Here is a 24,414-nt window from a genome sequence, read left to right on the forward strand (position 1 = left end):
AATGAGTGCACTTTATGATTCAAAAAGTAAAACACTGGATGATAGAGGAATTAAGGAACTATTAAATAGTCGTGCGAAATACCAATCCTGGTTAGATGTAGAAGCAGCTTTAGCACAGGCGCAAGGCGAGTTAGCAGTTATTCCTGAAAAAGAAGCGAAGAAGATTGCTAAACAAGCTAAGGTAGAAAACTTAGATTTTGTGAAAATGGATGAAATCTATCAAAAAGTAGGCCATGGGTTTGTCCCTTTTTTAAAGGTTTTTGTATTAGCATGTGGCAAAGAAACTGGGAAATATATCCATTTTGGTGCGACAACACAAAATATTCAACAAACAGCTCAAAATTTGACGACTAAAAAAGTACACAAAAGGTTTTTAAGCTTTTTCAAAGACATTCTAACAAACTTAGCGAATTTAGCAGATAAAGAAGCAGAGACTGTCATGCCAGGAAGAACCCATGGAAAACATGCCATTCCGATTACTTACGGTTATAAAGTAGCGACTTGGATTTCTGAATTATGGATGTCTTTGGAACGGATGCAAGAAGTTGAGAAAAGAATGTTTACGACTATGATGGGAGGAGCTGTAGGGGCATTTAATTCCACTGGAGAAGTTGGGATACAGGTGCAAAAAAGGGTAGCAGAACTTCTTGATATGCCAGCAATGGAAATTCCCTCAAGAAATATTAGCTCGCAAAAGATTGAATATATTAATTGTTTAGCTTTATTAGCAAACAACCTTCATAAAATCGCAGAAGAAGTATTTCAAACTTCTATTGAGGAATTCGCGGAAGTCTCTGAAGGTTTTAGTAAAGGAACGGTTGGAAGTAGTACGATGCCGCACAAGATTAACCCTAAATTATCTAAAGGAATTATCGCTAATGCGCAAAAGTTATATAGTTTAACTTCAGCTGGTTATGCTTCATCTGCTCGACCTTTTGAAGCAGATAGTACGAGTAATATGCTATTTGATGGTATGATAACGGAAGCATTGGAATTAATGACAGAAATATTGATGCGCGCAGAAGAACTTACCCGTACGTTGACAGTTCATAGAAAACGGATGTTAAAAAATGCAAATATTAATCAAGGAATAGACAATAGTGAATATATTATGATGTATTTTGCGAATCGAATTGGCAAAGACCAGGCGCATGAACTAATTTATGATTTGGCCATTGAAGCAGAAACGTCAGAAAAAAGTTATCGTGATGTTTTGTTAGCCAATCAAACCGTTCGTCAGTCTTTTACAGAAGAAGAATTGTTAGAAATGCTGAAACCGGAAAATTATGTTGGACTTTCAGCTCAGCTAGCTCACGATATGGCAGAAAAAAGCCAGACGATTATTGCTGAATTAGAATAATAAAATAAGGGCCGTCAGGTAAGAGGAAGATTTCTTTTTACCTTTCGGTCCATTTTTCTGTAGATATGTTTTAGCTTTAATCATATTTAATTGGGGAAAATGGATTTGTTAGTAAGTATAAATTAATAAATATTTTCTATAAATAAAAAGTACGCGGAACTAGTTTTACTAACTCTTTGTACTTTTTATGCTTTTTAGACATAATTATCATTTAATATAGGCATTTGCTATCTTAAAAAAACTGATTTATCATGAAAATAAATCGAATACTTTGGTTATTTCATAATTTCAAACCATGTTTGATTTAAAATTTAGTTGCATAATCAGGCAGATTTAACCATGGAGTCGTTAATTAAAAATAGTTCTTTTTAAGAATTAGGCAAAGAAGCAAGCGGTCAAAGAAAACAGTTTTTGAAAAGAGTATATTAGAGCGTCTAAACTGGAAAATTGAAAATTATAGTAGTAGAGAAATTTTCCATCCACAAATATGTAAGTGACACTTGAAGAAAATAAATAAGTTTATCATCCTAAAGGAGGCGATCTCGTTTTTTGGCAAGAATTCTATAATAAATTTAGAATGATTACAAAATTAGTAATTGAAGAATGAAAGGGGAACAAAACATGAGCATTTTAACAGAACAATATACTTTATCTAATGGAGTGAAAATCCCGAAAATTGGTTTTGGGACTTGGTTAGTAGATGACAACAAGGTGGTAGAACCAGTAAAAGATGCCATCAAGGCAGGTTATCGCCATATTGACACAGCCCAAGCTTATGGCAATGAACATGGCGTAGGGGAAGGAATTCGTCATTCAGGTGTAGCCCGTAAGGATATTTTTGTGACAACAAAACTAGAAGCTGAGATTAAAACTTATGATGAAGCAGTCAAAGCCATTGATCAATCACTTGACAGAATGGGCCTTGATTCGATTGACTTGATGATTATCCATAGCCCACAACCTTGGGATGATTTTAAAAATGGTGAACATTACTTCGAAGGGAACTTAGCCGCTTGGCGTGCGATGGAAGAAGCTTATAATAACGGCAAGCTTCGCGCGATTGGTGTTTCAAACTTTGAAAAAGAAGATTTGGAAAATATTTTAGAAAATGGGACAGTAAAACCTATGGTCAACCAAGTGCTTGCTCATATAAGTAATACACCTTTTGATTTAATTGAATTCTGTCAAAATCATGGTATTTTAGTAGAAGCTTACTCTCCGGTTGCCCACGGTGAAATATTAAATAATCAAGCAGTTAAAGATATGGCCGAAAAGTATGAGGTAAGTACGGCTCAACTGAGCATTCGTTATTGCTTACAATTGGGAATGCTGCCACTGCCAAAATCCGAAAATCCTGATCATATTCGCAGTAATGCCGATTTGGATTTTGAAATTTCTGCAGAAGATATGAATCAGTTAAAACGGATCGAGCGGATTAAAGATTATGGAGAAGCCAATGCTTTTCCTGTATTTGAAAAGGCTAAGGAGTAGCTGTTGCTAGCTGAATGGGGGGCTTCTTTATGAGTAGATGGAGACAAGAAGAACTAGAAGCGATTGCTAAGGATGAGAATTTGTATATAGCTATTCCGAATCCAGATGGGACCATGCACAAACCTACTTGGATTTGGATTGCCCAAGCAGGAGACGACTTATACTGTCGCGGATATGCTGGAACGAATGCGCGTTGGTATCAATCAGCCAAAAGAGAAGGTAAAGGACATATTTCTGTAGGCGGTGTAGAAAAAGAGGTGCACTTTGAATTTCCTACCGATGAAACAACTAATGAACAAGTCGATGAAGGTTATCGGCAAAAATATGAAGGTAGCCCTTATTTAAGACCTATGGTTAGCCATCAAGCACGCCAAGCAACAGTTTGGCTTGTACCAGCAGAGTAGTTGCTGAAAAAAAGAAGTACAAAATCTCGATGAATAAAGAAGCTTCTTACCAGAGTAGGAAAAACTCTGATAAGAAGCTTCTTTAAGTATTTAATAATAATTGATCGTCTTTTAACTCATCTCCACTGCTTTGTTGGAAAAGATCCATTAGTTGGTTAATCGTCAAGTTTTTCTTTTTCTCAGCCGGGATATCAACAACGATTCTTCCTTGATGCAACATGATCAGTCGTGTACCATACTGCAAAGCATTTTCCATGTCATGAGTAACCATAAATGCGGTTAGCTGTTGATCAAAAATTAACTTTTCTGTTAAGTCCATGACTGTCTTAGAGGTTTTAGGATCAAGTGCTGCTGTATGTTCGTCTAGTAAGATTAGATCAGGGCGTTGTAGCGTAGCCATTAAAAGAGTGATTGCTTGTCTTTGCCCTCCTGAAAGCAAACCGACTTCAGTCGTCAATCTTTTTTCTAAGCCTAAATTTAATGTTTTGAGTTGTTCTTTAAAAAAGGGACGGTTTGAGAACTTTACGGCTAAACCAAACCCGCGATTTTGGCCTCTCTTTAAAGCTAAAGCTAGATTTTCTTCGACCGTTAGACGAACGGCGGTCCCTAATTTAGGATCCTGAAAGACACGGCTGATCGATTTTGCTCGTTTAATAATCGACTGCTTCGTAATATCTTTATTGTTCAAACGGATTTTACCTATTTTAGTAGGCAAAGCTCCGGCTATGCTGTTTAATAAGGTAGATTTGCCGGCGCCATTTCCTCCGATGATGGTGATAAACTCGCCAGGATTTATGGTAAGGTCCACTCCTTTAAGTACATGGTTTTCATTGACCGTGCCTTCTTCAAAAATTTGATGTAGATTTTCAATTTCTAACACCGACTTCATTTTGCGACACCTCGTTTCATCTTTTTCTTTGAACCCAAAGCTCCTCGAACTTGTCCTAATGAAAGACAGAGGACAAGGACAATGGCTGAAGCGATTTTTGCATCGGCTGGCTCTACATCAAATTCAAATACAATGGCTAAAATGAATCGGTAAATAATAGCCCCTAAAACAACAGTGAACAGCCGAAATAGTAAAGGTTTATTGCGAAAGATAACCTCAGCAATAATAATAGAAGCAAGACCAATAACGATCGTTCCTACACCAGAATTTAAATCAGCAAAGGAATTATTTTGTGCAACTAAAGCGCCGGATAAGGAAATACAGCCATTTGAAATCATATACCCGATGATTTTCATATTATCAGTATTTACGCCATTAGCCTCGCTCATTGCGATATTATCTCCAGTGGAACGGATGGCTAAACCTAATTCTGTCCGGAAGAAAAGAAATAATAATAAAATAACCAAAAGCGAAAACAATCCGCCGACAATGATTGTTGCATTAATTTTAGATAGACCTAGGTCTTCCAAAGGGGAAAAAACAGTATCTTCCCCAAGTAAGGCGATGTTAGGCGCTCCCATGACTCTAGAGGTAACTGAATATAAGCCTGTCATTGTAATAATTCCTGCAAGCAATGCCGGAATTTTTAATTTTGTATGGAGCAAACCTGAAACAAGACCTGCAAGAACGCCTCCTCCAAAGCCAAGGAAGGTAGCTGTCCAAGGCGAAAAACCACTGGTGATTGCAATGGCGGCAATACCTCCACCTAAGGGAAAGCTGCCTTCAGTTGTTAAATCAGCGATATCTAAAATACGATAGGTGAGAAATACACCAATTGCAAGTAATGCCCAAATGACACCTTGGGAGCTTGCCGATTGTAAAATAATTCCTAAGTTATTGATTGTCATCATAATTATTCCCCAAATCTAATATTTTTTCAGCTTGAATTATTTTGGCTCTTTGATACTTTCAGGATCAATATCTAACGCTTGAGCCATTTCTTTATTCACGTAAAGTTTTAACTCATCTGCTTCTTCAACTGACATGTCACTAGGCTCAGCGTCCCCATCAAGAATCTTAGCTGCCATCGTGCCGGTTTGTTTTCCTAAAGAGGCGTAGTCAATGCCATAAGTGGCTAAAGCACCACCTTCTACTTGTTCGATGGATCCTGCAACAATCGGGGTTTTGGTTTCTTTTGCAACATCGCCGATGACCGTTGCTGCACTAGCAAAAGTATTATCAGTTGGAATATAAATACCATCGACATCTTTAGCTAAGCTAGTCGTTACTTGTTGCACATCATTGGTCGTATTGGCTGTCAAAGTTTTGACTTTTACACCAGCCTCTTCTAGAGCTTCTTGGGCTAAATCTGCTTGGATTTTTGAATTGGATTCTCCTGCATTATACATAATACCGATGGTTTTAGGTTGTTCAATAACGCTTAACAGTAAGTCGGTTTGTTTTTTTATATCTGGTACCATGTCTGTTGTCCCAGTGACATTGCGGCCCGGTTGTTCGTTTGAATCCACTAATTTTGCTTCGACTAAATCAGTGACTGCAGTGACAACAATTGGAATATCTTGTGTGACATTGGCTAACGATTGAGCGGCGGGAGTTCCTATACCTAATACTAAGTCGGATTGATCTTTAACTAATTTTTCACTCATACTTTTTAGGTTGTCTTGATTGTTTTGTGCATTTTGGTAATCGATAGTAAGATTTTCACCTTCTTTGTAACCACCTTCAGCCAAACCTTTTTTAAACCCTTCATAAGCTGTATCTAAAGAGTCGTGTTCAACAACTTGTAATACCCCCACTTTTTTAGTATTATCTGTCTCTTGGTTATCAGCTCCGCCATTACTGCAAGCTGCTAAAGCTAGAGTACTTAATGCTGTTAGAATCAATAATCCACTTTTTTTCATTTCTTTTCCTCCTCAAATTTAATAAATAAAAAAACCATTCAGACAACAAGTCCAAATGGTTTGATAAATACCTACATTCATTGTTTTATTTCAGCCATTTTGGAATTGTCCGTATGGCTAAAATCCGTTAAAAATCGCTCTAGCCATAATTAGATATAAAGGTGTGGCACCGCTCATATCCAAAAAGGCTGGATATAAGCTTATCTAAAATAGCTAAAGTAAAAGTTATTCAATTGGGGTTGTAAATGGCATAATGGGTTATTCATAATTAACGCCTCCGTATTGAATTGTTTATAAGTATATAAAAAGATAAATAGAAAGTCAACAAAAAATCGAAATTTTCTGATTTTTATCGTATAAAAAAATTCCCAAAGCCGAAAACTTTGGGAAGCTAAGCGTTATTCATTATATTGACGGACTGTATTTACGATTTTTGTAATACTATAAGGCGTTTTATCATTGAATTCATTCATAATATTGACATCTAAAGTATCAGAAAACATTTTTTCATATTGTTCTATAGACAGTTTTAAGCGTTTGGTAAATTGCTTTTTATGCCAATCTTTTGCTAAATAGTTCTGATATCCTTTTACTAGACGCATGCTAAAAAATTCAGAAACGGAACCTGAACCATAGCTAAATAAACCAATGCGATCATTTGCTTGTAATTTTTCAGAGTTTTCCAGAAGCGAAATCAACCCTAGGTACAATGAAGCTGTGTACATATTGCCTGTTTTTCTACTATAAATCGTGCTTTCTTCATAACGACTTAGTAGGCGATTTTTTTCATCTTCGGAAGTGTTCGCTAAAATGGAAGTTAATGCTTTTTTTCCCATTTTTGTGTAAGGAATATGAAAGGCAAGTGCAGCATAATCTGTTAGCGATCTATTATTTTTTTGCTCATTTTTTCCCCATACTTTTTGAAAAGATTGGATATAAGTTTCATTAGAGAGGGGGCCGTCCACTAAGGGAAAATCGTAGCCAACTGGACGCCAGAAATCATAAATGTCTTGGGTTAACATTACATTGTCATTCTCAAAAGATAAAATCTTGGGATTGGTACTGATTAACATTGCAACTGCTCCAGCTCCTTGAGTAGGCTCACCACCTGATTTAAGGCCATATTTTGCAATATCAGTAGCAATAACTAATACCTTCTTATCAGGATGCAAAGTAATATGGTCTTTAGCAAATTGCAATCCTGCGGTGGCTCCATAGCAAGCCTCTTTAATTTCAAAAGAGCGAGCAAAGGGTTGAATACCTAAAAGACGGTGTAATACAACAGCTGAAGCTTTTGACTCATCAACTCCGGATTCTGTCGCTACAATTACCATATCAATTTGTTCTCGGTCATTTCTGTTTAAAATATGTTGAGCTGCATTGGCAGCAAATGTGATAATATCTTGTGACTTAGGATTCACTGCCATTTGATCTTGACCAATGCCGATGTGGAATTTAGCAGGATCAACCCCACGAGCATTTGCAAGTTCGGTCATATCGATATAATAAGACGGAATAAAAAAACTAATTTTATCTATACCAACGTTCATAATTGTTCTCCTTTAGTTGATTTATATAATAACAAAACTACCATACTTTGATTCATTTTAGGAAGATTAATTTTATAATTTAAAGATTGTTAAAGATTACATGTTAGAGTATAAGACAGCAAAAGAACCATTTGTTTTTTCTCCAAAGAATGCTATAGTTCATTTTGGAGGTGACAACGTGAAAGAAGTTGTAATCATTGATGCATTGAGAACACCAGTCGGTAAATATCAAGGACAGCTAAGCCAATTTTCAGCGGTGGACCTTGGAACAGCCGTTACAAAAAAGCTGATAAATAAAAACCCAAAAGCAGCCTCAGCAGCTGAACAGGTAATTTTTGGAAACGTATTACAAGCAGGAAATGGGCAAAATCCAGCTCGGCAGATTACTTTAAATAGTGGCTTATCAGAAGAAGTCTATGCTTCGACAATTAATGAAGTCTGTGGCTCTGGTATGAAAGCAGTATTTTTAGCTGCACAGGCGGTTCGTTTAGATGAAGCGGAGGTTGTCGTGGCTGGTGGAACTGAAAGCATGAGCCAGGCTCCTTATTTAAGTCGGTACGATAAGCAGCAAGATACATATTCTCAACCTAAACCAGTGATGCTTTCTGATGGGTTAACCGATGTTTTTAGTGGCCAACACATGGGACTTACCGCTGAAAATGTGGCGGAAAAATTTAATATCACAAGAAAAATGCAGGATAAATTCGCCTTATGTTCGCAAAAAAAAGCAGCGAATGCTCAAGATAAGGGATATTTTTCTAAAGAGATACTTCCTCTTCATATTGATAAAGAAGTGATAGATAAGGATGAAGGAGTTAGAAAAGATACGTCATTAGAAAAATTAGCCCATTTAAAAACAGTATTTAAACAAGCAGGGACAGTGACAGCAGGGAACGCATCCACCATTAACGATGGAGCCTCAGCAGTTATTGTTGCGTCAAAAAGTTTTGCTTTAGAGAATGACCTTTCTTATTTAGCTGTTTTAAAAGACACCGTAGAAGTAGGGATTGACCCTAAAATAATGGGCGTTTCCCCAATTAAAGCAATACGCAATTTGCTAAAACGCAATGCCTTACAAGTAGAAGATGTGGATCTTTTTGAAATTAACGAAGCATTTGCCTCTTCATCGATTGCTGTACAGCAAGAGTTAGGAATTGCTGAAGGAAAAGTCAATATTTGCGGCAGCGGTATTTCTATTGGTCATGCAATTGGAGCAACTGGCGCACGTATTATCACTACTGCCTGTCATCAGTTAAAACGGATCGATGGACAATATGCTGTTGTATCGTTGTGCGTAGGAGGCGGTCTGGGCTTAGCTGCTTTAATCGAACGTCCGAAAGCAAAGAAAACTCATAGATTTTATGAATTAACGAAACAGCAACGACTAGATCAATTGGTTTCACAAGGGAACATTACTGCTGAAACAAGTCAAGAACTAGTGCAGACAGCTTTGCCTGAAAATGTTGCAACGAATTTAACAGAAAATCAAATCAGTGAATTTTCTATCCCAATGGGGCTTGTGACCCACCTTACTGTCAACCAGAAAGAATATTTAGTTCCAATGGCAACAGAAGAGCCTTCAGTGGTCGCAGCGTGCAATAATGGGGCACGGTTGGTCAAAAATAGCGATGGTTTTATTGCTTCTATGGCCAAAAAAGAAATCCGAGGTCAAATTGTTTTTATGGAGGTCAAAGATAAACAAAAACTTATTAAAAAAATCAAAGAGCAGAAATCATGGATTATCTCTACGGCTGAAAAAGCTTATCCCTCGATAGTCAAACGAGGTGGGGGAGTTAAAAAAATAGAAATCCGTGAGTTTACTGAAGATCCCGGTTTTTTAAGTGTTGATTTAAGTGTTGACACCCAAGACGCGATGGGAGCGAATATGGTCAACACCATGTTAGAAGCGGTTGCAAAACTTTTTGAACAATGGTTTTCTGAAAAAATTTTATTTAGCATTTTAAGTAACTATGCCACTGGTGCTTTAGTAACGGCCCACTGTCACGTTTCATTTGCTAGTTTAGGAAAAGGAGAGTTTGAAAAAGGAAAGCAGATCGCTAAAAAAATCGCTGCGGCTTCAGATTTTGCCCAAATAGATCCTTATCGCGCAGCTACGCATAATAAGGGGATTATGAATGGGATTGATGCGGTGGTTCTTGCTACGGGAAATGATACCAGAAGTGTCAACAGTGCAGTCCATGCTTATGCAGCTCGAACAGCTAAGTATCGAGGACTCAGTCAATGGACGATTCATGAAGAGGACTTGGTAGGCAGTATCGAATTACCTCTTGCAGTGGCGACCGCTGGAGGAGCGACAAAAGCTCTTCCCAAAGCAAAAGCTGCTTTAGAAATCTTGCATGTTCATGAGGCTAAAGAGTTAGCTGAGGTAATTGCAGCGGTGGGATTAGCTCAAAACTTGGCGGCTCTTAAAGCTCTTGTGACCGAAGGCATTCAAAAAGGACATATGGCACTACAAGCGCGCGCTTTAGCATTAAATGTTGGGGCCAAAGACTTTGAAATACAAAGAGTAGCCACCAAATTGAAAAGAACACAGATGAATGAAGAAAATGCCCGAAAGATTTTACAGGAGCTTAGAAATAAGAATGATTGAAAAAACGACTGGAAGCACTGCTTCTGGTCGTTTTTATCCATAATTAGAGAATGAAGATGAAACTTGTTTCTATCATTAAAAGATGAGTAAAGAATCTCTTTTTCACTCCCTATGTTTTCAATATCAGGGAATGTTTTTCCTTTTTATTATCTATGTTTCATTGTTTTTCAACTATTTTCTGTTTATTCTTTCTTTTTTTACTAATATGAGGGAGTGTTTCTCATATTCATTACCTATGTTTTTAATATCGGGTAATGTTTTTCTTTTTCATTCTCCATGTTTTCAATATCCGCTAGTATTTTTGTTTACACATCAAGTTTTTATTCAAAAATAAAAATTACTCGCCTTTTTACTAAATTACATACGATTAATAATTTCTTCCACGTTTTTAATTGTAACAGAAATCGTTCCATCTGGATTGTTAATAAATTCAATCAGTTCAGGATCCCGGTATACATCAAGTGGAACAACCAGTTCAATACCATTAGAAAGTTTTAATTTTTGCTTGCCGTACTTTTTCTCAGAGACTTCACGTACTTCACGCATCATTGGTGTTTGATTGCTAAGCCCTTGTTCTTCAACTTCTTCTTCAAAAGACATTCTCGCTGTAACATTGTCCTTAAAAACTTGTTCAGCTACTTGTTTTGTATCGATTTGTCCATGTTCTTCGATCGTATCGTAAACAGCTTCTTTTACATCAGCCAATAAATCATAGCTAGGTGCATTGAACTTTTCCCCGATCTCTTCGGCAGTTTTTTTGATTACTTTGACATGGTCTTCTAAAGAAGGCGCTGGCTTAGATTCAATCACTTTGTCAGAAAAATAATTCATCTTTTCTCCAGAAAAAGTATATTTTTTCTCAATGAGTTCGTAAGATAAATCTGCCAAGTTAATGGTGATCCCTTCCTCTGCCTTTTGTGATTTACCGCCTAAAATGGCACGATTGATAATAAGATCATTTTGGATGCCTTGTTCGTTGGTATCTACATAGTGAGTAAATCCTTCCGTATATTTAATTTTTAAAAAAGCCACATACAATTGAGTATCCAGTTCGTATAAGACAACAAAAACATCGCTATCTGGGGCTTCTTCACTTTGCTGATAAACTTCATACCAGCGTGTGACAAATTTTTCGCTAAAGTTGATGAAATTATCTTCTGCTTCTTTAGTTAACTGGGCGATAGCTGAATCTTCCGTTAGAATGCCTGTTTTCGTTTGAGAACTCGCTAATTTTTGGATCTTTTTTATCAAATAGTCTCGTATATATTCTGTACTTAAGTCTAATTCAACTTGAGAAAAGACTGGGTCCCCTGATTTTCTATCAATAATATGCATGATGGCTTTCTTTAAATAGATATCCATAGTTTTCTTCCTTTCATTTACCATTTTATAGTGTACAAAAAAATAAGCTGCAAAGAAAGCAAAATGATAGAAGTTGTTTTACTAAAATAATGTGTGTTGGTAGATTGTTAATTAGTAAGGAATTTAGTTTTTTTCTATTTAATAACAGCAATTCCGTGTGATAAATTGAAAATAGGTTTTTTAACGTTTTCTGAACTTTTTCATGAAAAATACTGTTCAAAGAACGATTTTTTTCTTATAATCAAATAGTATTTTGAAAGGGGAACACTATGAAAAAGAAACAATTAGCTAAGCTACAGCAACAATTTCAACCATCTTTTAAAACCACACAAGTTAAAGTACTTCATTCAATGGAAAAAAAGGTTTACAAAAGACACGGTTTTAAAGTAGAAGCTTTTATTCAAGCTGAATATCCGGATGAGTTAGTGATTCGACGTTTAGATTTAGATGAAAAAGCAAAAGATAAAGAAATTAACGTTCCATTAGATGAGAACTTTGCTGGAGTGATTAAACGAATTCAAAATGGAGAAAAGGAACTAGGCGAATTATTTAGTGATAATTTAGCGCAAGAAATTGCCGGCTTTTGGACTTCTAGTCAGTCACAAACCTCATTGGAGACTGCTCAAAAAAACGAAGCTGTTCATACAAATGATTCAAATGCAAAAGAAGTAATGACATTTGCTACTTTTAAAGAAAAAATCGAAGCATACCCGAATTTTTATGTCGAAATAACAAACGATAATTATGAAATTAAAGAACAAACAAAAGATAAGCCTCGTCTTTTAGCGACTATTTCCTCAAAAGTTAAAAACGAATATACAATTGAATCAGCGTTAAATAGAAAATATAAATTAAAGTTAGAAATTATTCCACTTATTGAAACATTTGCTTATACGCCGCTGGATGCTCGTTAAAAATTACTTTGGATCTTCAATAGCTGCTAGTTAAACAATAAAGTACATATACGGCGGCAAAAATTTCAACCAAACAAATGTTAAAGGTATTTCAAAGAAAAATTGATTTTTATTAAATCTTTTTATTTTTTCCCATGTTTCATAGACAGTCTTTTAAAGAAATAGTAGGCTAAATTTTGACATTAAAAAGTTTGGATGACAAATTCATGAAAAAAAAGAAGAAATCAATCCTAAAAAAAATATTATTATTAGCTTTGATAATGGCACTTACAATCGGTGGCTATTATTTTTATAGAAATTACCAAATTTTAAAACAAGTACATCAATATGAAGAACAAGTCACAGAAGCGGTCCAAAAGGAAAACATTCCGCAACATAAAGATTTAGTATTGGGAATTATTTTTACCGAAACAAAGGGTGAAAATAATGATCCAATGCAGAGTTCTGAAAGTAAAAGTGGTTATCCCAACCAAATCGAAGAATCACAAGAAAGTATTGATCAAGGAGTGGCTTTTTTAGCTAAAGCAATCAAAAAAGCTGAGGCTGAAGGTTGCGATTTGTGGACGGCTGTTCAGGCCTATAACTTTGGTTTGAATTATATTGATTATGTCGCAGAAAATGGAGGGACCAATAGTTTACAACTTGCAGAACATTATTCAAAAAGTAAACTATCTCCTAAGCTTGGTAATGATACACAAACAAAATATCGTTATTTAAGTTTGCATTCTGTATTCTATAATGGAGGATATTTATACCATAATGGCGGAAATTTCTTTTATGCGGATTTAGTAAAAGCGAATGAGAAAAAAATAAAACAAACAAACTTTTTGTTTTAGAAGAAAACCAAGGCAGGAGTGGAAAATTGAATGGAAAATAAGACGCAACGTGCTACAGGTGACACTAAAGATTGGATCTTACGCTTTGTAAAAGGGATGTTTATTGGATCAGGTTTTATTTTACCAGGAGTATCTGGGGGTGCTCTAGCAGCTATTTTTGGTATTTACGAACGTATTATTAGTTTTTTAGCTCATGTCACAAAAAACTTTAAAGACAATGTCTTGTTTTTTATGCCTGTTGGTCTAGGTGGACTAGCTGGAATTTTTATCCTATCTTTTGTGGTCAGTTTTTTATTAGGAAGTTATGCAAGTATTGTCCTGTGGTTTTTTGTTGGTTGTATCGTAGGCACTGTTACAGCCTTGTGGAAAGAAGCCGGCAAAAAAGGACGTTCCAAACGAGATATTCTCATTTTAATTGTTAGTTTTATTGTAGGGATTATCTTTTTATGGAAAGGCGCAGGATTGTTTACTGAGGTTCCGCATAACACTTGGACTTGGATGGTTGCGGGTTTTTTGATTGCTTTAGGTGTGATTGTTCCTGGCTTAAGCCCTTCTAACTTCCTTGTCTATATGGGAATGTATAAAGCAATGGCAGATGGTTTTAAAAGTTTGGACCCTAGTGTAATTATCCCCATTGGTATTGGCGGCGTTGTGACGGTTTTGACCTTATCTAAATTAATGGATTATATTTTTAGTAAAGCGTACCCGCAGTTATTCCATTTCATTATGGGAGTGGTCTTTGCTTCAACGATTATGATTATCCCAACTGATTATGCGGGCTTTGGCTTTCTTAGTTATAGCGCTTGTGTTGTCATGTTAGTGCTAGGAGTACTTTTGGGAGCCTGGATGAGTCGTTTAGAAGAACGTTATAAATAAAAGCTAAGACAATAGCTAGCTGTGAGCATAAAGTTTGTAAAAGCTTGAGAATATGATATAATAGTACATGTAGAAAACTGTCTATTTTTTAATCGCACTGATATCATGTTAGTGCGATTTTTTACCGATAGAACAGCTCATCTTACATTTTTAGGAGGTGAGTAAATGTGGCGAGAATTCCGCAACAAGTGATTGATGATGTTCGTGAAAAAACGAATATTGTTGATGTGATTGGTCAATATGTGCAATTGAAAAAATCCGGTAGCAAAAACTATTCAGGACTTTGTCCGTTCCATAACGAAAAAACGCCATCATTTTCTGTTGCTGAAGATAAACAGTTTTATTATTGCTTTGGTTGCGGTCGTGGTGGAAATGTCTTTTCCTTTATTCAAGAGATAGAAGGTCTTTCTTTTATTGAGTCTGTTTTAAAAGTGGCTGAAATAGAAGGCATTGAGGTTTCTGAGCAATATCGGAATATTTCAGTTGAAAATCAGGCTGACTCACAACAACAACAGCTAATTCAATTACATGAAAAAGCAGCTGAAGTCTATCATCATATGCTGGTTAACACAGCTATCGGCGAAACGGCACTCGATTATTTACATAAAAGAGGGCTAGATGATCAGCTGATTGAAGAATTTAATATTGGTTTTGCGCCTAATCAGCGTGATTTTTTGTTTCGGGTCTTTCAAAATGAATCATTAGATTCAGCTTTATTTCCTGAGTCAGGTTTATTTGTCGAACGTGAAAATGAAGCGTTAGTTGATCGCTTTTATCAACGGATTATGTTTCCTATCCGTAATTTTCAAGGGAAAACGGTCGGTTTTTCAGGTCGATTTCTTGCAACTGAGGATTTGGCCGATAAGGACCAGCCAAAGTACCTTAACTCTCCTGAAACAGCAGTGTTTAACAAGCGAGAGATTTTATTTAACTTTGATAAAGCACGTGGCGCTCTACGAAAAAGCGGTACTGTTTATCTATTTGAAGGATTTATGGACGTTTTGGCGGCTTATCGAACGGGGGTTACAAATGGTATTGCTTCGATGGGAACGAGCCTGACAAATGAACAGATTAGTTCAATTACCCGACTTGCCCAAGAATTAGTTCTTTGTTATGACGGTGATCAAGCGGGTATTGAAGCCACAAATCGGGCAATTGGACACTTACAAGAAACAAGTCGTATTGGTTTATCTGTTGTAAGTGTTCCGGAAAAACTTGACCCAGATGAATACGTGAAAAAACATGGACAAGAGGCTTTCGTTAACTTACTTGAACATGGTAAAGAAACAGTATTTTCATTTAAAATGCGCTACCGGCGTATGAATAAAAACATGGCAAATGAAAAAGAGCAAGTTGAGTATGTACAAGAGTTGTTACATGACTTGTTGAATGTCGATTCTCTGATTGAACAAGATCGTTATTTAACTCAGTTGTCTACTGAATTTCAAATCTCACGAGAGACATTACAACAACAACTACGTGATTTGAAACGCCAACGTCGTAATAAAGAAAAGACTCCTGCTCAGACAAATTTTCAGCCTGAACAAGAAGCACCGCAAAGTTCAGTAAAAAAAACAAAAGTACAAAAAGCAGAAGAATTGCTGCTGTATCGTTTATTTAATGATGAAACGCTCAATCAGCATTTTAAGCAAGCACAAGTTACATTTGTTCACGAAGTTTACCAAGAGCTGTATATGCTTTTTGATGCTTATATAGAAAGTGAAGGTGAATTTGTTCTTGCGAAGTTTTTAGATTTTTTAAAAGATGATCAGCGTATGCGAAATATTGTTAGTACGATTGCCAGCTTAGATGTGCCAGAAGAAGGGAGTCAACAAGAATTTCAGGATTTATTAGCGGTCATGCAGACGTCTAGTCTATTAGAAGAGATTAATGACAAAAAAATTAAACAACAAGAAGCGAGTCAAAAGGGGAATCAACAGCTAGAATTAGACTTAGCAGTTGAAATTATCAACCTCACGAAAAAGTTAAAGCAACCCAAATAGCAACATCGAAGGAGGACTTCTTTTATGGCAGAAGAAACTAAAGTTAAATACGAACAAGCGGTGAAGGATTTTATTAAGCAAAATAAAACAAAAGGGCAAGTCGTTTATGACGAATTATCTAATACCTTAGCTACGCCTTATTCATTGGACGCTGAGGCTATGGATAAATTAATTCAACAAGTAGAAGATGCAGGGATCAGTGTTGTTGATGAAAATGGTGAACCATCATTACGTAGTTTGAAAACTACGGAAAAGGTGGAAAAAGAAAAACCTAGGGATGATTTATCTGCTCCTACGGGCGTAAAAATTAATGACCCTGTTCGTATGTACTTAAAAGAAATCGGCCGCGTTTCATTATTGACAGCTGAAGAAGAAGTTGATCTAGCGCTTAGAATTGAAGAAGGCGACCAAGAAGCAAAACAACGTTTAGCAGAAGCCAATCTTCGTTTAGTCGTTAGTATTGCAAAACGATATGTAGGACGTGGCATGCAATTTCTTGATTTAATCCAAGAGGGTAATATGGGCTTGATGAAGGCTGTAGAAAAATTTGATTACCGTAAAGGATTTAAATTTTCAACTTATGCCACTTGGTGGATCCGCCAAGCGATTACTCGTGCAATTGCAGACCAAGCAAGAACCATTCGTATTCCAGTGCATATGGTAGAAACAATTAATAAGTTAATCCGTATTCAACGTCAGTTATTACAAGACTTAGGACGTGAACCAACGCCAGAAGAAATTGGTGCTGAAATGGACTTGCCAACGGAAAAAGTTCGAGAAATTCTAAAAATTGCACAAGAACCCGTTTCTTTAGAAACACCTATTGGAGAAGAAGACGATTCTCATTTAGGAGATTTTATTGAAGATCAGGAAGCGACGAGTCCAGCTGACCACGCAGCTTATGAACTGTTAAAAGAGCAGTTAGAAGATGTATTAGATACATTAACGGACCGAGAAGAAAATGTTTTGCGCCTGCGTTTTGGCATCGACGATGGTCGAACACGCACCCTAGAAGAAGTAGGTAGAGTATTTGGCGTTACCCGTGAACGGATTCGTCAAATCGAAGCGAAAGCTTTACGTAAATTGCGTCATCCGTCTCGTTCAAAACAATTAAAAGATTTTCTAGAATAATAAAAAGGAGAGACTTTTAAAAGCCAAACGAGCTTTTAAAAGTCTTTTTTTACATAATATAACTTGTAGGTTAAAAGAAAATTGAGCAGATTTATAAAAATTATTTAAATAATTTTTTCGAAGTTCAGTGAAATAATTAAAAATACACTTGTTTCCTTCTTTTTGTTTCGATATGATGTTAGGAAAATGTAAACGAAACAAGAAGGGGGCTTTTTTATGGAAGAAAAAGCACATTATGAAACATTCACAGATGGTCTTAAAGCTTGTATACCTACGATTTTGGGCTATTTAGGAATTGGCTTTGCTTTAGGTGTTGTCGGAAAGGGCGTAGGATTATCCGTTTTTGCTATTTTTTTAATGTCTGTCATTGTTTATGCTGGCAGCGCACAATTTATCATTTGCGGATTAATAGCCCTTCAAGCACCTGTAACTTCCATTATAGCTACCGTTTTTTTAGTAAATCTTCGTCACTTTTTGATGAGTCTTTCAGTAGCACCTTATTTTCGTCAAGCTTCGTTGCTGGAAAATATTGGGATTGGTACATTGCTGACAGATGAATCTTATGGAGTTTTGACAATGGCGTTAAAAAGTATTGGAAAGGTCAGTGTTGCCTGGGCAAATGGATTAAATATTTGTGCTTACCTTACGTGGATTGTGGCGACTGTATTAGGAGGGCTATTGGGAGAATTTATACCAGAACCTGAGATGTTTGGTTTAGATTTTGCTTTAGTGGCTATGTTTTTAGGCCTTTTCTTATTTCAAGTAGAATATTCATTAAAAGTTAAAACGAAACAAACAATCATTGTCTTGATGAGTGTTATTATTGTATTATATTTACTTATGTGGCTAACAACTCCTGAAATTGCAGTGATTATTTCGGCTCTTGTAGGTTGTTTTGTGGGGGTGACAACACATGATAAGTACTGAGTATCTATATTTAATGTTAGGATGTTTTATTGTTACTTGGATTCCTCGGATTTTGCCTTTTGCTTTTGCAAAAAGAATGCAATTTCCTGAAAAATTCCGCTTATTTCTTGATTATTTGCCAATGTGCATTTTAACTGCTTTGTTAGTTCAAAACTTATTGAGCGTTTCAGCTGGTAAAGCGCCTGTATTAAATATCCAAGAAATAATAGCGTGTGTCCCTGCTTTAATTGTAGGAATTTATACAAAAGATTTGATGAAAATCGTTGTCACAGGTATTATAACAATAGCACTTATACGCTTTTTTGTTTAAAGGAGAAAAAATTATGAATGAATTACTTGGCACAGTGTTTACCGGGATGGTTACTGATGAAAATGAACAGTACTATTTTGTCCAAAAAAATGGACAGACTTTTAGACTAGCTAAAAAAGAAGGGAATCATGGTTTAGGAGAAGCAGTTAAAGGCTTTGCTTATTTAAACCAAAAACAAGAAGCTGTTTTTACAACAGAGATTCCTAAAATAAGAAAAGGCCATTATGCTTTTGCTCCAGTAACAGAAGTACGTCGTGATTTAGGAGTATTTGTCGATATTGGACTAGCAGATAAAGATATCGCTGTTTCTTTAGATGAACTTCCTTCTTTACACGAACTATGGCCTAAAAAAGGGGATCGTTTAATGATTGCCTTAGCTGTTGATAAGAAGAATCGTATTTGGGGAACTTTAGCAGAAGAAAAAAACTTTCAATCATTAAAAAAAATCGCAAATGAAGAAATGAAAAATAAAGATATTGTGGGTATCGTTTATCGATTAAAATTAGTAGGTACTTATTTATTAACAGATGATTATCACATCGGTTTTATTCATCCATCAGAAAGATATACAGAGCCAAGATTAGGGCAGTATATTTCTGGCCGTGTGATTGGCGTGCGTCCAGATGGTGTATTAAATATTTCTTTAAAGCCTAGAGCTTACGAAGCGATTTCTGATGATGCAGCGATGATATATGCTTATTTAAAACAAAAACCTGCTCAAGAAATGCCATACACAGATAAGTCTTCACCAGAAGATATTAAACAGCTTTTTGGTATTAGTAAAGTACAATTCAAACGAGCCTTGGGTAGTTTAATGAAGCAAGGTTTAGTGTCACAAGAAGAAGGTGTGACAAAACTAATTCAAAATTCTAATTGAGAAAACTTGTCTATTTCTTCTTTCTATTTTATACTTATTTTAAAGTTTTACTGGTTGAATTACGCTCAGATTATAATAATTATAATTAATAGATGGTGGAGGTTACTATGAATACGGCTGAGGCACTTAAAAAGACAAAAAAACAACTTCATGAATCAGGTTTTAAGCTGACTCCTCAAAGGGAAGCAACGTTACTTGTTTTATTAGAAAATGAAAAGGATCATTTGTCAGCAGAAGAAATTTTTTTCTTTGTTAAACAAAAGAATGATGAAATTGGCTTAGCTACTGTTTACCGAACCTTAGAAATTTTAACTGACTTAAAAATTGTAGATAAGATTAGTTTTGACGATGGCGTTGCTCGTTACGATCTCAGAAAAGAAGGAGCGAAGCATTTCCATCATCATTTACTTTGTCTTCAATGTGGAAATATCGAAGAAATTGATGAAGACTTATTAAGTGAAGTTGAAAAAGTGGTCGAAAAACAGTTTCACTTTATAGTAAAAGATCATCGACTCACCTTTCATGGTATATGCCAAAACTGTCAAAATAAATCAAAAGAAAGCTGAAATCAGCTTTCTTTTTTGCTGAGAGTAGCTGATGAACAGTACTAGGGCGAGCGGAGCGAGGCGTAGTATCCTTTACCTCCGAATCACTATGATTTAGCGACCAAAGGGAGCTAAGAGAAGGTCCTTCAAGGCCTTAGCGACTTGAGCGCTTACACCTTGATGAGATCGAAGCGTAAGCGAAGAGATGAACAGTACTAGGGCGAGCGAAAGCGAGGCGTAGTATCCTTTACCTTAGAATAAGGTTTATATCTAAGGTAATTTTATTTGAAGATGAAACATACAAAGGGATAATTTTTTGCTAAATTGATTGCAGTTTGAGTTCGTTTTGTGAGATAATTCAAAAGCAAACGGAGAAGGTGAGAAATCCATGGAAGAACAAGTAACCGATTATTTACACTATCTTTTGATTGAACGTGGACTTTCTAGTAATACTAGAAAGAGTTATCAGCGGGACCTCGAACAATATTTGGCATTTTTACATAAAAAACAGGTGACTAAATGGCAAGATGTTGATCGTTTTACGATCCTTTCTTTTTTACAGTTTTTACAGGATGAAAAAAAATCTGCTGCTACAATAACTCGTATGGTAACCAGTTTGCGTCGCTTTCATCAATTTCTTCGCCAGGAACGTTATATCGATCATGATCCTATGCAGCATATTGAGTCGCCTAAAAAGGTGCAGAAATTACCTGATACACTAAATCTCAGTGAAGTAGAACGTTTAATCGAAACGCCGGATACTAAAAAAGTATTAGGTATACGCGACCGGGCAATTTTAGAAATAATGTATGCAACTGGCTTGCGGGTAAGTGAGCTTATCGGCCTAAAGTTAAATGATTTGCATTTAAGTATGGGGTTACTTCAAACCACTGGCAAAGGGGATAAAGAGAGAATTGTGCCTTTAGGAGATATGGCTATTCACTGGTTAGAAATTTACTTAGATGAAGCTCGTCCTTTGCTATGCCAAAAACACCCTGAAGAGGAGCATTTATTTGTCAATAGTCACGGGAAAGGTCTTTCTAGACAAGGAATTTGGAAGAACTTGAAAGCTTTAGTTTTAAAAGCAGGAATTAAAAAAAGTGTCACTCCCCATACTTTGCGTCATAGCTTTGCGACTCATCTGTTGGAAAACGGAGCGGATCTTCGAACCGTTCAAGAACTTTTAGGTCATGCGGATATTTCGACAACACAAATTTATACCCATATTACCAAAAAGCGGATGGCTGACGTCTATAAACAATATTTTCCACGCGCTTGAATTTACATTATTACACAGGTCTTATAGGTGAGGAGTAAGCATGCAAGAAATAAAAGTAAAATTGGATGTATTTGAAGGACCACTGGACTTATTATTACATTTAATTAAAACATTAGAAATAGATATTTATGATATTCCTATCGCACAGGTTACCGATCAATATATGAATTTTATCCATGCAATGAAAACTTCGCAGTTGGAAGTCGCTGGTGATTATCTTGTGATGGCAGCAACATTAATGTCCATTAAAAGCCAGATGCTTTTACCTAAACAAGAAATAGAAGACGATGATGATAACTATGAAGAAGACCCTAGGGAAAGCTTGGTTGCTCAATTACTAGAATATAGAAAATATAAATACGCTGCTGATCAGCTTTCAGAAAAAGCGGAAGAACGTCGTCACTTTTTTACTAAAGAACCTATGGATATGGACGAGTATAAAGACGAAGATACTTCGCTTGAAGCAAATCAGTTTAACACCATTGATTTGTATTTGGCATTTCAATCAATGTTAGAAAAAAAGAAGAAAAGACAAGTCCTTAAAACAACGATTGCTGCAGATGAAACAAGTATTGATGAAAAAATACATACTATTGAAACACAGCTTTATAAACGGGAAAATGCACATCAGGGCTGTTCGTTAGATTCTTTTATGGACAATTTTGAAACAAGCGAAATTGTAGTGACATTTATTGCTTTGCTGGAATTAGTTAAAAGTCAAAAAGTTCATGTATCTCAAAGCGAAAATTACAAAGATATCCTACTTTATCCCACTTATGAAGATGAAGGAGGTCATTCAAATGAATAATACGGGACAGTTAGAAGCATTGCTTTTTGCAGCAGGAGATGAGGGCGTTCGTTTGGAGGAACTCAGTTTTCTTATTGACCAACCCGCTTCCAAAGTTTATCAAATGATTCAATCGTTAAATGAAAAATATCAAAAAGATGTACAATCTTCGCTAAATATTCTTGAACTAGGCAATCACTTTGTTTTAACTGCTAAAAAAGAGTATGCCCCTATTTTAAAAAAATACGCTAAATCACCCATTGCTAATCGTCTCTCACAGGCAGCACTTGAAACTTTGTCGATTATAGCTTACAAACAGCCGATTACTCGAATGGAAATTGACGATATAAGAGGTGTACATTCTTCAGGTTCAGTACAAAAGTTAACCGCTAATCGGTTGATCGAAGAAAAAGGACGTGTTGAAGGACCGGGAAGAGCTATTTTGTATGGAACAACAGAATATTTTATGGATTATTTTGGTTTGAAATCCATGGAGGAGCTACCTGACATAAAAGCCATGGAAGAAGAACTCTCAGAAGAAATCCCGCTTGATTTATATACGGACCGCTATGAAGAACCAATCGAAGAAAAAGGAGAAAATTAAATGCAACGTTTACAAAAGGTAATTGCCCACGCTGGAATTGCTTCTAGAAGGAAGGCTGAAGAGTATATTACGCAAGGGCGCGTGAAAGTTAATGGCAAAGTGGTAACAGAACTAGGTGTGCAAGTTGCTAAAAAAGACCAAGTTGAAGTTGACCAAGTACCTATTTATCAAGAAGAGCCGGTTTATTTTATGTTTTACAAACCTCGCGGTGTAATTTCTGCTGCTTCGGATGATAAAAATCGTACAGTGGTAACAGATTACTTTGCAGAAGTCAAAGAACGAATCTACCCAATTGGCCGATTAGACTATAATACTTCTGGTTTGTTACTTCTAACAAATGATGGAGACTTCTCACAAAAATTGATGCATCCTAAATATGAGATTGACAAAGTCTATGTAGCTAAAGTGAATGGAATTGCTACAAACAAAAAGCTTATGCCGCTTACTAAGGGAATGAAGGTTGAAGGGAAAAAATTAGCTCCCGCCAAATTTTTAATTTTATCAACAGACACGAAATCACAGACAAGCATTGTCCAAATGACCATTCATGAAGGGCGTAACCATCAAGTTAAAAATATGCTGAAAGCTTGTGGTTTTCCGGTGGAAAAATTAAAGCGCGAACGTTACGGTCATCTAACATTGGAAAATTTGAAGCCGGGGGATTATCGGGAGCTAAATAAGAATGAAGTAAACCGTTTGCTAGAAGAAACAAAAATAAAATAGTTGCATTTATGGTTCGTTCATGTATAATGAAGTTGAAAAAAATAATAAAGGTTCGTCTTCAGGGGCAGGGTGTGATTCCCGACCGGTGGTAAAAGTCCACGAACTACTTAGTATAAGTGGTTGATTTGGTGCAATTCCAATACCGACAGTAAAGTCTGGATAAAGAAGATAGAGCATATTTGATTTATCTGACTTTTGTTAGTGCAAATACTCTATTCTCCCTTGGGAAAATAGAGTATTTTTATTGATAATAAGCAGAAAAATAAATAGGTTCCATTGAAGATGAGTCCTTGTACTAGGAGGATTTATATGCACAGTAATGCTCGAAAAATGGTATCAGTAGCGATGTTTGCAGCAATGGGGTTGGTACTACAATATGTTGCGTTTCCAGTTATGCCAGCCTTTGGTTTTTTAAAAATTGATTTTAGTGATATTCCAGTGATTTTAAGCATGTTTTTATTTGGACCTGTAAGTGGTATTTTAACTGCCTTTCTTCGTTCTTTTTTACATCTTATTACGACTGGATTAGCGCCACAAAATATTGTAGGAGACGTTGCCAGCTTTCTAGCAACAACTGTTTATTGTTTGCCGATTTACTATTTCTTTAGTAAAGGTGCCCATTTAAAAAATAAAATAGCAGGCACGCTTTTAGGAATCTTTTCGCTGACTTTATTTATGAGTGTTGCTAATTATTTTGTTATTACGCCGTTATACTTACGTTTTTTCCAACTGTCGGTAGACGAAATGTTGGGGATGCCGTTAGCCAATTATGTGGTATTAGGAATCTTGCCATTTAATATCGTTAAAGGCGGTTTAGTGAGTGCTGTGTTCTTAGTGTTACATGCAAAGTTACTTCCATGGATCAGCCGAAAACAACATCATTCAATCACTCATTCATCAACACTTAAATAGAAAATATAATAAAATTAGTTAACCAGTTAAACAAAGGCAATGTTTAACTGGTTATTTATATCTATTACTAAATTATTTAATGAAAAAAATTCTTACCTGAA

Annotated in this window: 23 protein-coding genes and 1 riboswitch; of the genes, 18 read left to right on the top strand and 5 right to left on the bottom strand. The window is 36.0% G+C overall.

What is annotated here, in order from left to right:
• Position 1: 1 nt before the first annotated feature.
• From TS1_RS07280 to TS1_RS07290, 3 genes are all read left to right on the top strand, one after another.
• On the top strand, positions 2-1,360 hold the full coding sequence (locus TS1_RS07280; protein WP_068709312.1) for a class-II fumarase/aspartase family protein: 1,359 nt from the start codon (positions 2-4) through the stop codon (positions 1,358-1,360).
• A 621-nt stretch (positions 1,361-1,981) separates the two neighbouring features.
• Positions 1,982-2,851, top strand: a complete 870-nt coding sequence (locus tag TS1_RS07285) for an aldo/keto reductase (RefSeq protein ID WP_068709314.1) — start codon at positions 1,982-1,984, stop codon at positions 2,849-2,851.
• 29 nt (positions 2,852-2,880) lie between these two features.
• Positions 2,881-3,255, top strand: a complete 375-nt coding sequence (locus TS1_RS07290) for a DUF2255 family protein (protein WP_068709316.1) — start codon at positions 2,881-2,883, stop codon at positions 3,253-3,255.
• 82 nt (positions 3,256-3,337) lie between these two features.
• Here TS1_RS07290 and TS1_RS07295 read toward each other — a convergent pair whose 3' ends face one another.
• The 4 genes from TS1_RS07295 to TS1_RS07310 form a co-directional block, all read right to left on the bottom strand.
• Positions 3,338-4,144: an ABC transporter ATP-binding protein gene (locus tag TS1_RS07295; protein WP_068709318.1), complete on the bottom strand. Its 807-nt coding sequence runs from the start codon at positions 4,142-4,144 to the stop codon at positions 3,338-3,340.
• A complete protein-coding gene (locus TS1_RS07300) occupies positions 4,141-5,055 on the bottom strand; it encodes an ABC transporter permease (RefSeq protein ID WP_068709320.1) in 915 nt (304 codons plus the stop codon). The genes TS1_RS07295 and TS1_RS07300 overlap by 4 nt, the downstream gene beginning before the upstream one ends.
• Positions 5,056-5,091: 36 nt before the next feature.
• A complete protein-coding gene (locus tag TS1_RS07305) occupies positions 5,092-6,066 on the bottom strand; it encodes an ABC transporter substrate-binding protein (protein WP_068709322.1) in 975 nt (324 codons plus the stop codon).
• 398 nt (positions 6,067-6,464) lie between these two features.
• The gene (locus TS1_RS07310) at positions 6,465-7,616 is read right to left on the bottom strand and encodes a hydroxymethylglutaryl-CoA synthase (protein WP_068709324.1); all 1,152 of its coding nucleotides are present in this window, start codon (positions 7,614-7,616) and stop codon (positions 6,465-6,467) included.
• Positions 7,617-7,794: 178 nt separating this feature from the next.
• Between TS1_RS07310 and TS1_RS12400 the strand changes: the two genes are divergently transcribed.
• Complete coding sequence (locus TS1_RS12400) at positions 7,795-10,227, top strand: hydroxymethylglutaryl-CoA reductase, degradative (RefSeq protein WP_083498262.1); 2,433 nt, start codon at positions 7,795-7,797, stop codon at positions 10,225-10,227.
• 357 nt (positions 10,228-10,584) lie between these two features.
• Here the strand turns inward: TS1_RS12400 and TS1_RS07320 are convergent, their stop codons facing one another.
• Complete coding sequence (locus TS1_RS07320; protein WP_068709326.1) at positions 10,585-11,589, bottom strand: nucleoid-associated protein; 1,005 nt, start codon at positions 11,587-11,589, stop codon at positions 10,585-10,587.
• A 269-nt stretch (positions 11,590-11,858) separates the two neighbouring features.
• Here TS1_RS07320 and TS1_RS07325 point away from each other — a divergent pair, with 269 nt between their 5' ends.
• The 14 genes from TS1_RS07325 (at position 11,859) to TS1_RS07390 (ending at position 24,313) form a co-directional block, all read left to right on the top strand.
• A complete protein-coding gene (locus TS1_RS07325; protein WP_068709328.1) occupies positions 11,859-12,503 on the top strand; it encodes a hypothetical protein in 645 nt (214 codons plus the stop codon).
• A gap of 206 nt (positions 12,504-12,709) precedes the next feature.
• Positions 12,710-13,339: a lysozyme family protein gene (locus tag TS1_RS07330; RefSeq protein ID WP_068709330.1), complete on the top strand. Its 630-nt coding sequence runs from the start codon at positions 12,710-12,712 to the stop codon at positions 13,337-13,339.
• A 30-nt stretch (positions 13,340-13,369) separates the two neighbouring features.
• Positions 13,370-14,215 (top strand): DUF368 domain-containing protein, encoded by an 846-nt coding sequence (locus TS1_RS07335; protein ID WP_068709332.1) that lies wholly within the window; start codon positions 13,370-13,372, stop codon positions 14,213-14,215.
• 167 nt (positions 14,216-14,382) lie between these two features.
• The gene (dnaG, locus tag TS1_RS07340) at positions 14,383-16,218 is read left to right on the top strand and encodes a DNA primase (RefSeq protein ID WP_068709334.1); all 1,836 of its coding nucleotides are present in this window, start codon (positions 14,383-14,385) and stop codon (positions 16,216-16,218) included.
• A 24-nt stretch (positions 16,219-16,242) separates the two neighbouring features.
• Positions 16,243-17,349, top strand: a complete 1,107-nt coding sequence (gene rpoD, locus TS1_RS07345; protein ID WP_068709336.1) for an RNA polymerase sigma factor RpoD — start codon at positions 16,243-16,245, stop codon at positions 17,347-17,349.
• A gap of 216 nt (positions 17,350-17,565) precedes the next feature.
• Positions 17,566-18,276 (top strand): AzlC family ABC transporter permease, encoded by a 711-nt coding sequence (locus TS1_RS07350; protein WP_068709338.1) that lies wholly within the window; start codon positions 17,566-17,568, stop codon positions 18,274-18,276.
• On the top strand, positions 18,263-18,586 hold the full coding sequence (locus tag TS1_RS07355; RefSeq protein WP_068709340.1) for an AzlD domain-containing protein: 324 nt from the start codon (positions 18,263-18,265) through the stop codon (positions 18,584-18,586). Before TS1_RS07350 ends, TS1_RS07355 begins: the two co-directional genes overlap by 14 nt.
• A gap of 13 nt (positions 18,587-18,599) precedes the next feature.
• Entirely contained in the window at positions 18,600-19,463 is an 864-nt protein-coding gene (locus TS1_RS07360) for a CvfB family protein (RefSeq protein WP_068709342.1), read from the top strand.
• A 107-nt stretch (positions 19,464-19,570) separates the two neighbouring features.
• Entirely contained in the window at positions 19,571-20,029 is a 459-nt protein-coding gene (fur, locus tag TS1_RS07365) for a ferric iron uptake transcriptional regulator (protein ID WP_068709344.1), read from the top strand.
• Positions 20,030-20,396: 367 nt separating this feature from the next.
• Positions 20,397-21,287 carry a site-specific tyrosine recombinase XerD gene (gene xerD, locus TS1_RS07370; RefSeq protein WP_068709346.1) on the top strand — a complete coding sequence of 297 codons (891 nt, stop codon included), beginning with the start codon at positions 20,397-20,399 and terminating at the stop codon, positions 21,285-21,287.
• 40 nt (positions 21,288-21,327) lie between these two features.
• Positions 21,328-22,095, top strand: coding sequence for a segregation/condensation protein A (locus tag TS1_RS07375; protein ID WP_068709348.1), 768 nt, complete (start codon positions 21,328-21,330; stop codon positions 22,093-22,095).
• The gene (gene scpB, locus TS1_RS07380) at positions 22,088-22,678 is read left to right on the top strand and encodes an SMC-Scp complex subunit ScpB (RefSeq protein WP_068709350.1); all 591 of its coding nucleotides are present in this window, start codon (positions 22,088-22,090) and stop codon (positions 22,676-22,678) included. The genes TS1_RS07375 and scpB overlap by 8 nt, the downstream gene beginning before the upstream one ends.
• Positions 22,679-23,401: a pseudouridine synthase gene (locus tag TS1_RS07385; protein WP_068709352.1), complete on the top strand. Its 723-nt coding sequence runs from the start codon at positions 22,679-22,681 to the stop codon at positions 23,399-23,401. It abuts the gene before it with no gap.
• A gap of 50 nt (positions 23,402-23,451) precedes the next feature.
• Positions 23,452-23,575: riboswitch (FMN riboswitch) on the top strand.
• A gap of 135 nt (positions 23,576-23,710) precedes the next feature.
• The gene (locus TS1_RS07390) at positions 23,711-24,313 is read left to right on the top strand and encodes an ECF transporter S component (protein WP_068709354.1); all 603 of its coding nucleotides are present in this window, start codon (positions 23,711-23,713) and stop codon (positions 24,311-24,313) included.
• Positions 24,314-24,414: the final 101 nt, after the last annotated feature.

It is taken from the genome of Tetragenococcus solitarius NBRC 100494 (assembly GCF_001544195.1).
Lineage (GTDB): Bacteria > Bacillota > Bacilli > Lactobacillales > Enterococcaceae > Tetragenococcus > Tetragenococcus solitarius.

Excerpts from the sequence above, each read along its gene's own strand:
- TS1_RS07330 (WP_068709330.1), top strand. The coding sequence starts at position 12,710 with ATGAAAAAAAAGAAGAAATCAATCCTAAAAAAAATATTATTATTAGCT.
- TS1_RS07325 (WP_068709328.1), top strand. The coding sequence starts at position 11,859 with ATGAAAAAGAAACAATTAGCTAAGCTACAGCAACAATTTCAACCATCT.
- xerD (WP_068709346.1), top strand. The coding sequence starts at position 20,397 with ATGGAAGAACAAGTAACCGATTATTTACACTATCTTTTGATTGAACGT.
- TS1_RS07290 (WP_068709316.1), top strand. The coding sequence starts at position 2,881 with ATGAGTAGATGGAGACAAGAAGAACTAGAAGCGATTGCTAAGGATGAG.
- TS1_RS07350 (WP_068709338.1), top strand. The coding sequence starts at position 17,566 with ATGGAAGAAAAAGCACATTATGAAACATTCACAGATGGTCTTAAAGCT.
- TS1_RS07310 (WP_068709324.1), bottom strand. The coding sequence starts at position 7,616 with ATGAACGTTGGTATAGATAAAATTAGTTTTTTTATTCCGTCTTATTAT.
- TS1_RS07285 (WP_068709314.1), top strand. The coding sequence starts at position 1,982 with ATGAGCATTTTAACAGAACAATATACTTTATCTAATGGAGTGAAAATC.
- TS1_RS07300 (WP_068709320.1), bottom strand. The coding sequence starts at position 5,055 with ATGATGACAATCAATAACTTAGGAATTATTTTACAATCGGCAAGCTCC.
- fur (WP_068709344.1), top strand. The coding sequence starts at position 19,571 with ATGAATACGGCTGAGGCACTTAAAAAGACAAAAAAACAACTTCATGAA.
- TS1_RS07375 (WP_068709348.1), top strand. The coding sequence starts at position 21,328 with ATGCAAGAAATAAAAGTAAAATTGGATGTATTTGAAGGACCACTGGAC.
- rpoD (WP_068709336.1), top strand. The coding sequence starts at position 16,243 with ATGGCAGAAGAAACTAAAGTTAAATACGAACAAGCGGTGAAGGATTTT.
- TS1_RS07305 (WP_068709322.1), bottom strand. The coding sequence starts at position 6,066 with ATGAAAAAAAGTGGATTATTGATTCTAACAGCATTAAGTACTCTAGCT.
- TS1_RS07390 (WP_068709354.1), top strand. The coding sequence starts at position 23,711 with ATGCACAGTAATGCTCGAAAAATGGTATCAGTAGCGATGTTTGCAGCA.
- TS1_RS07355 (WP_068709340.1), top strand. The coding sequence starts at position 18,263 with ATGATAAGTACTGAGTATCTATATTTAATGTTAGGATGTTTTATTGTT.
- TS1_RS07320 (WP_068709326.1), bottom strand. The coding sequence starts at position 11,589 with ATGGATATCTATTTAAAGAAAGCCATCATGCATATTATTGATAGAAAA.
- scpB (WP_068709350.1), top strand. The coding sequence starts at position 22,088 with ATGAATAATACGGGACAGTTAGAAGCATTGCTTTTTGCAGCAGGAGAT.
- TS1_RS07295 (WP_068709318.1), bottom strand. The coding sequence starts at position 4,144 with ATGAAGTCGGTGTTAGAAATTGAAAATCTACATCAAATTTTTGAAGAA.
- TS1_RS07385 (WP_068709352.1), top strand. The coding sequence starts at position 22,679 with ATGCAACGTTTACAAAAGGTAATTGCCCACGCTGGAATTGCTTCTAGA.
- TS1_RS07360 (WP_068709342.1), top strand. The coding sequence starts at position 18,600 with ATGAATGAATTACTTGGCACAGTGTTTACCGGGATGGTTACTGATGAA.
- TS1_RS07335 (WP_068709332.1), top strand. The coding sequence starts at position 13,370 with ATGGAAAATAAGACGCAACGTGCTACAGGTGACACTAAAGATTGGATC.
- TS1_RS07280 (WP_068709312.1), top strand. The coding sequence starts at position 2 with ATGAGTGCACTTTATGATTCAAAAAGTAAAACACTGGATGATAGAGGA.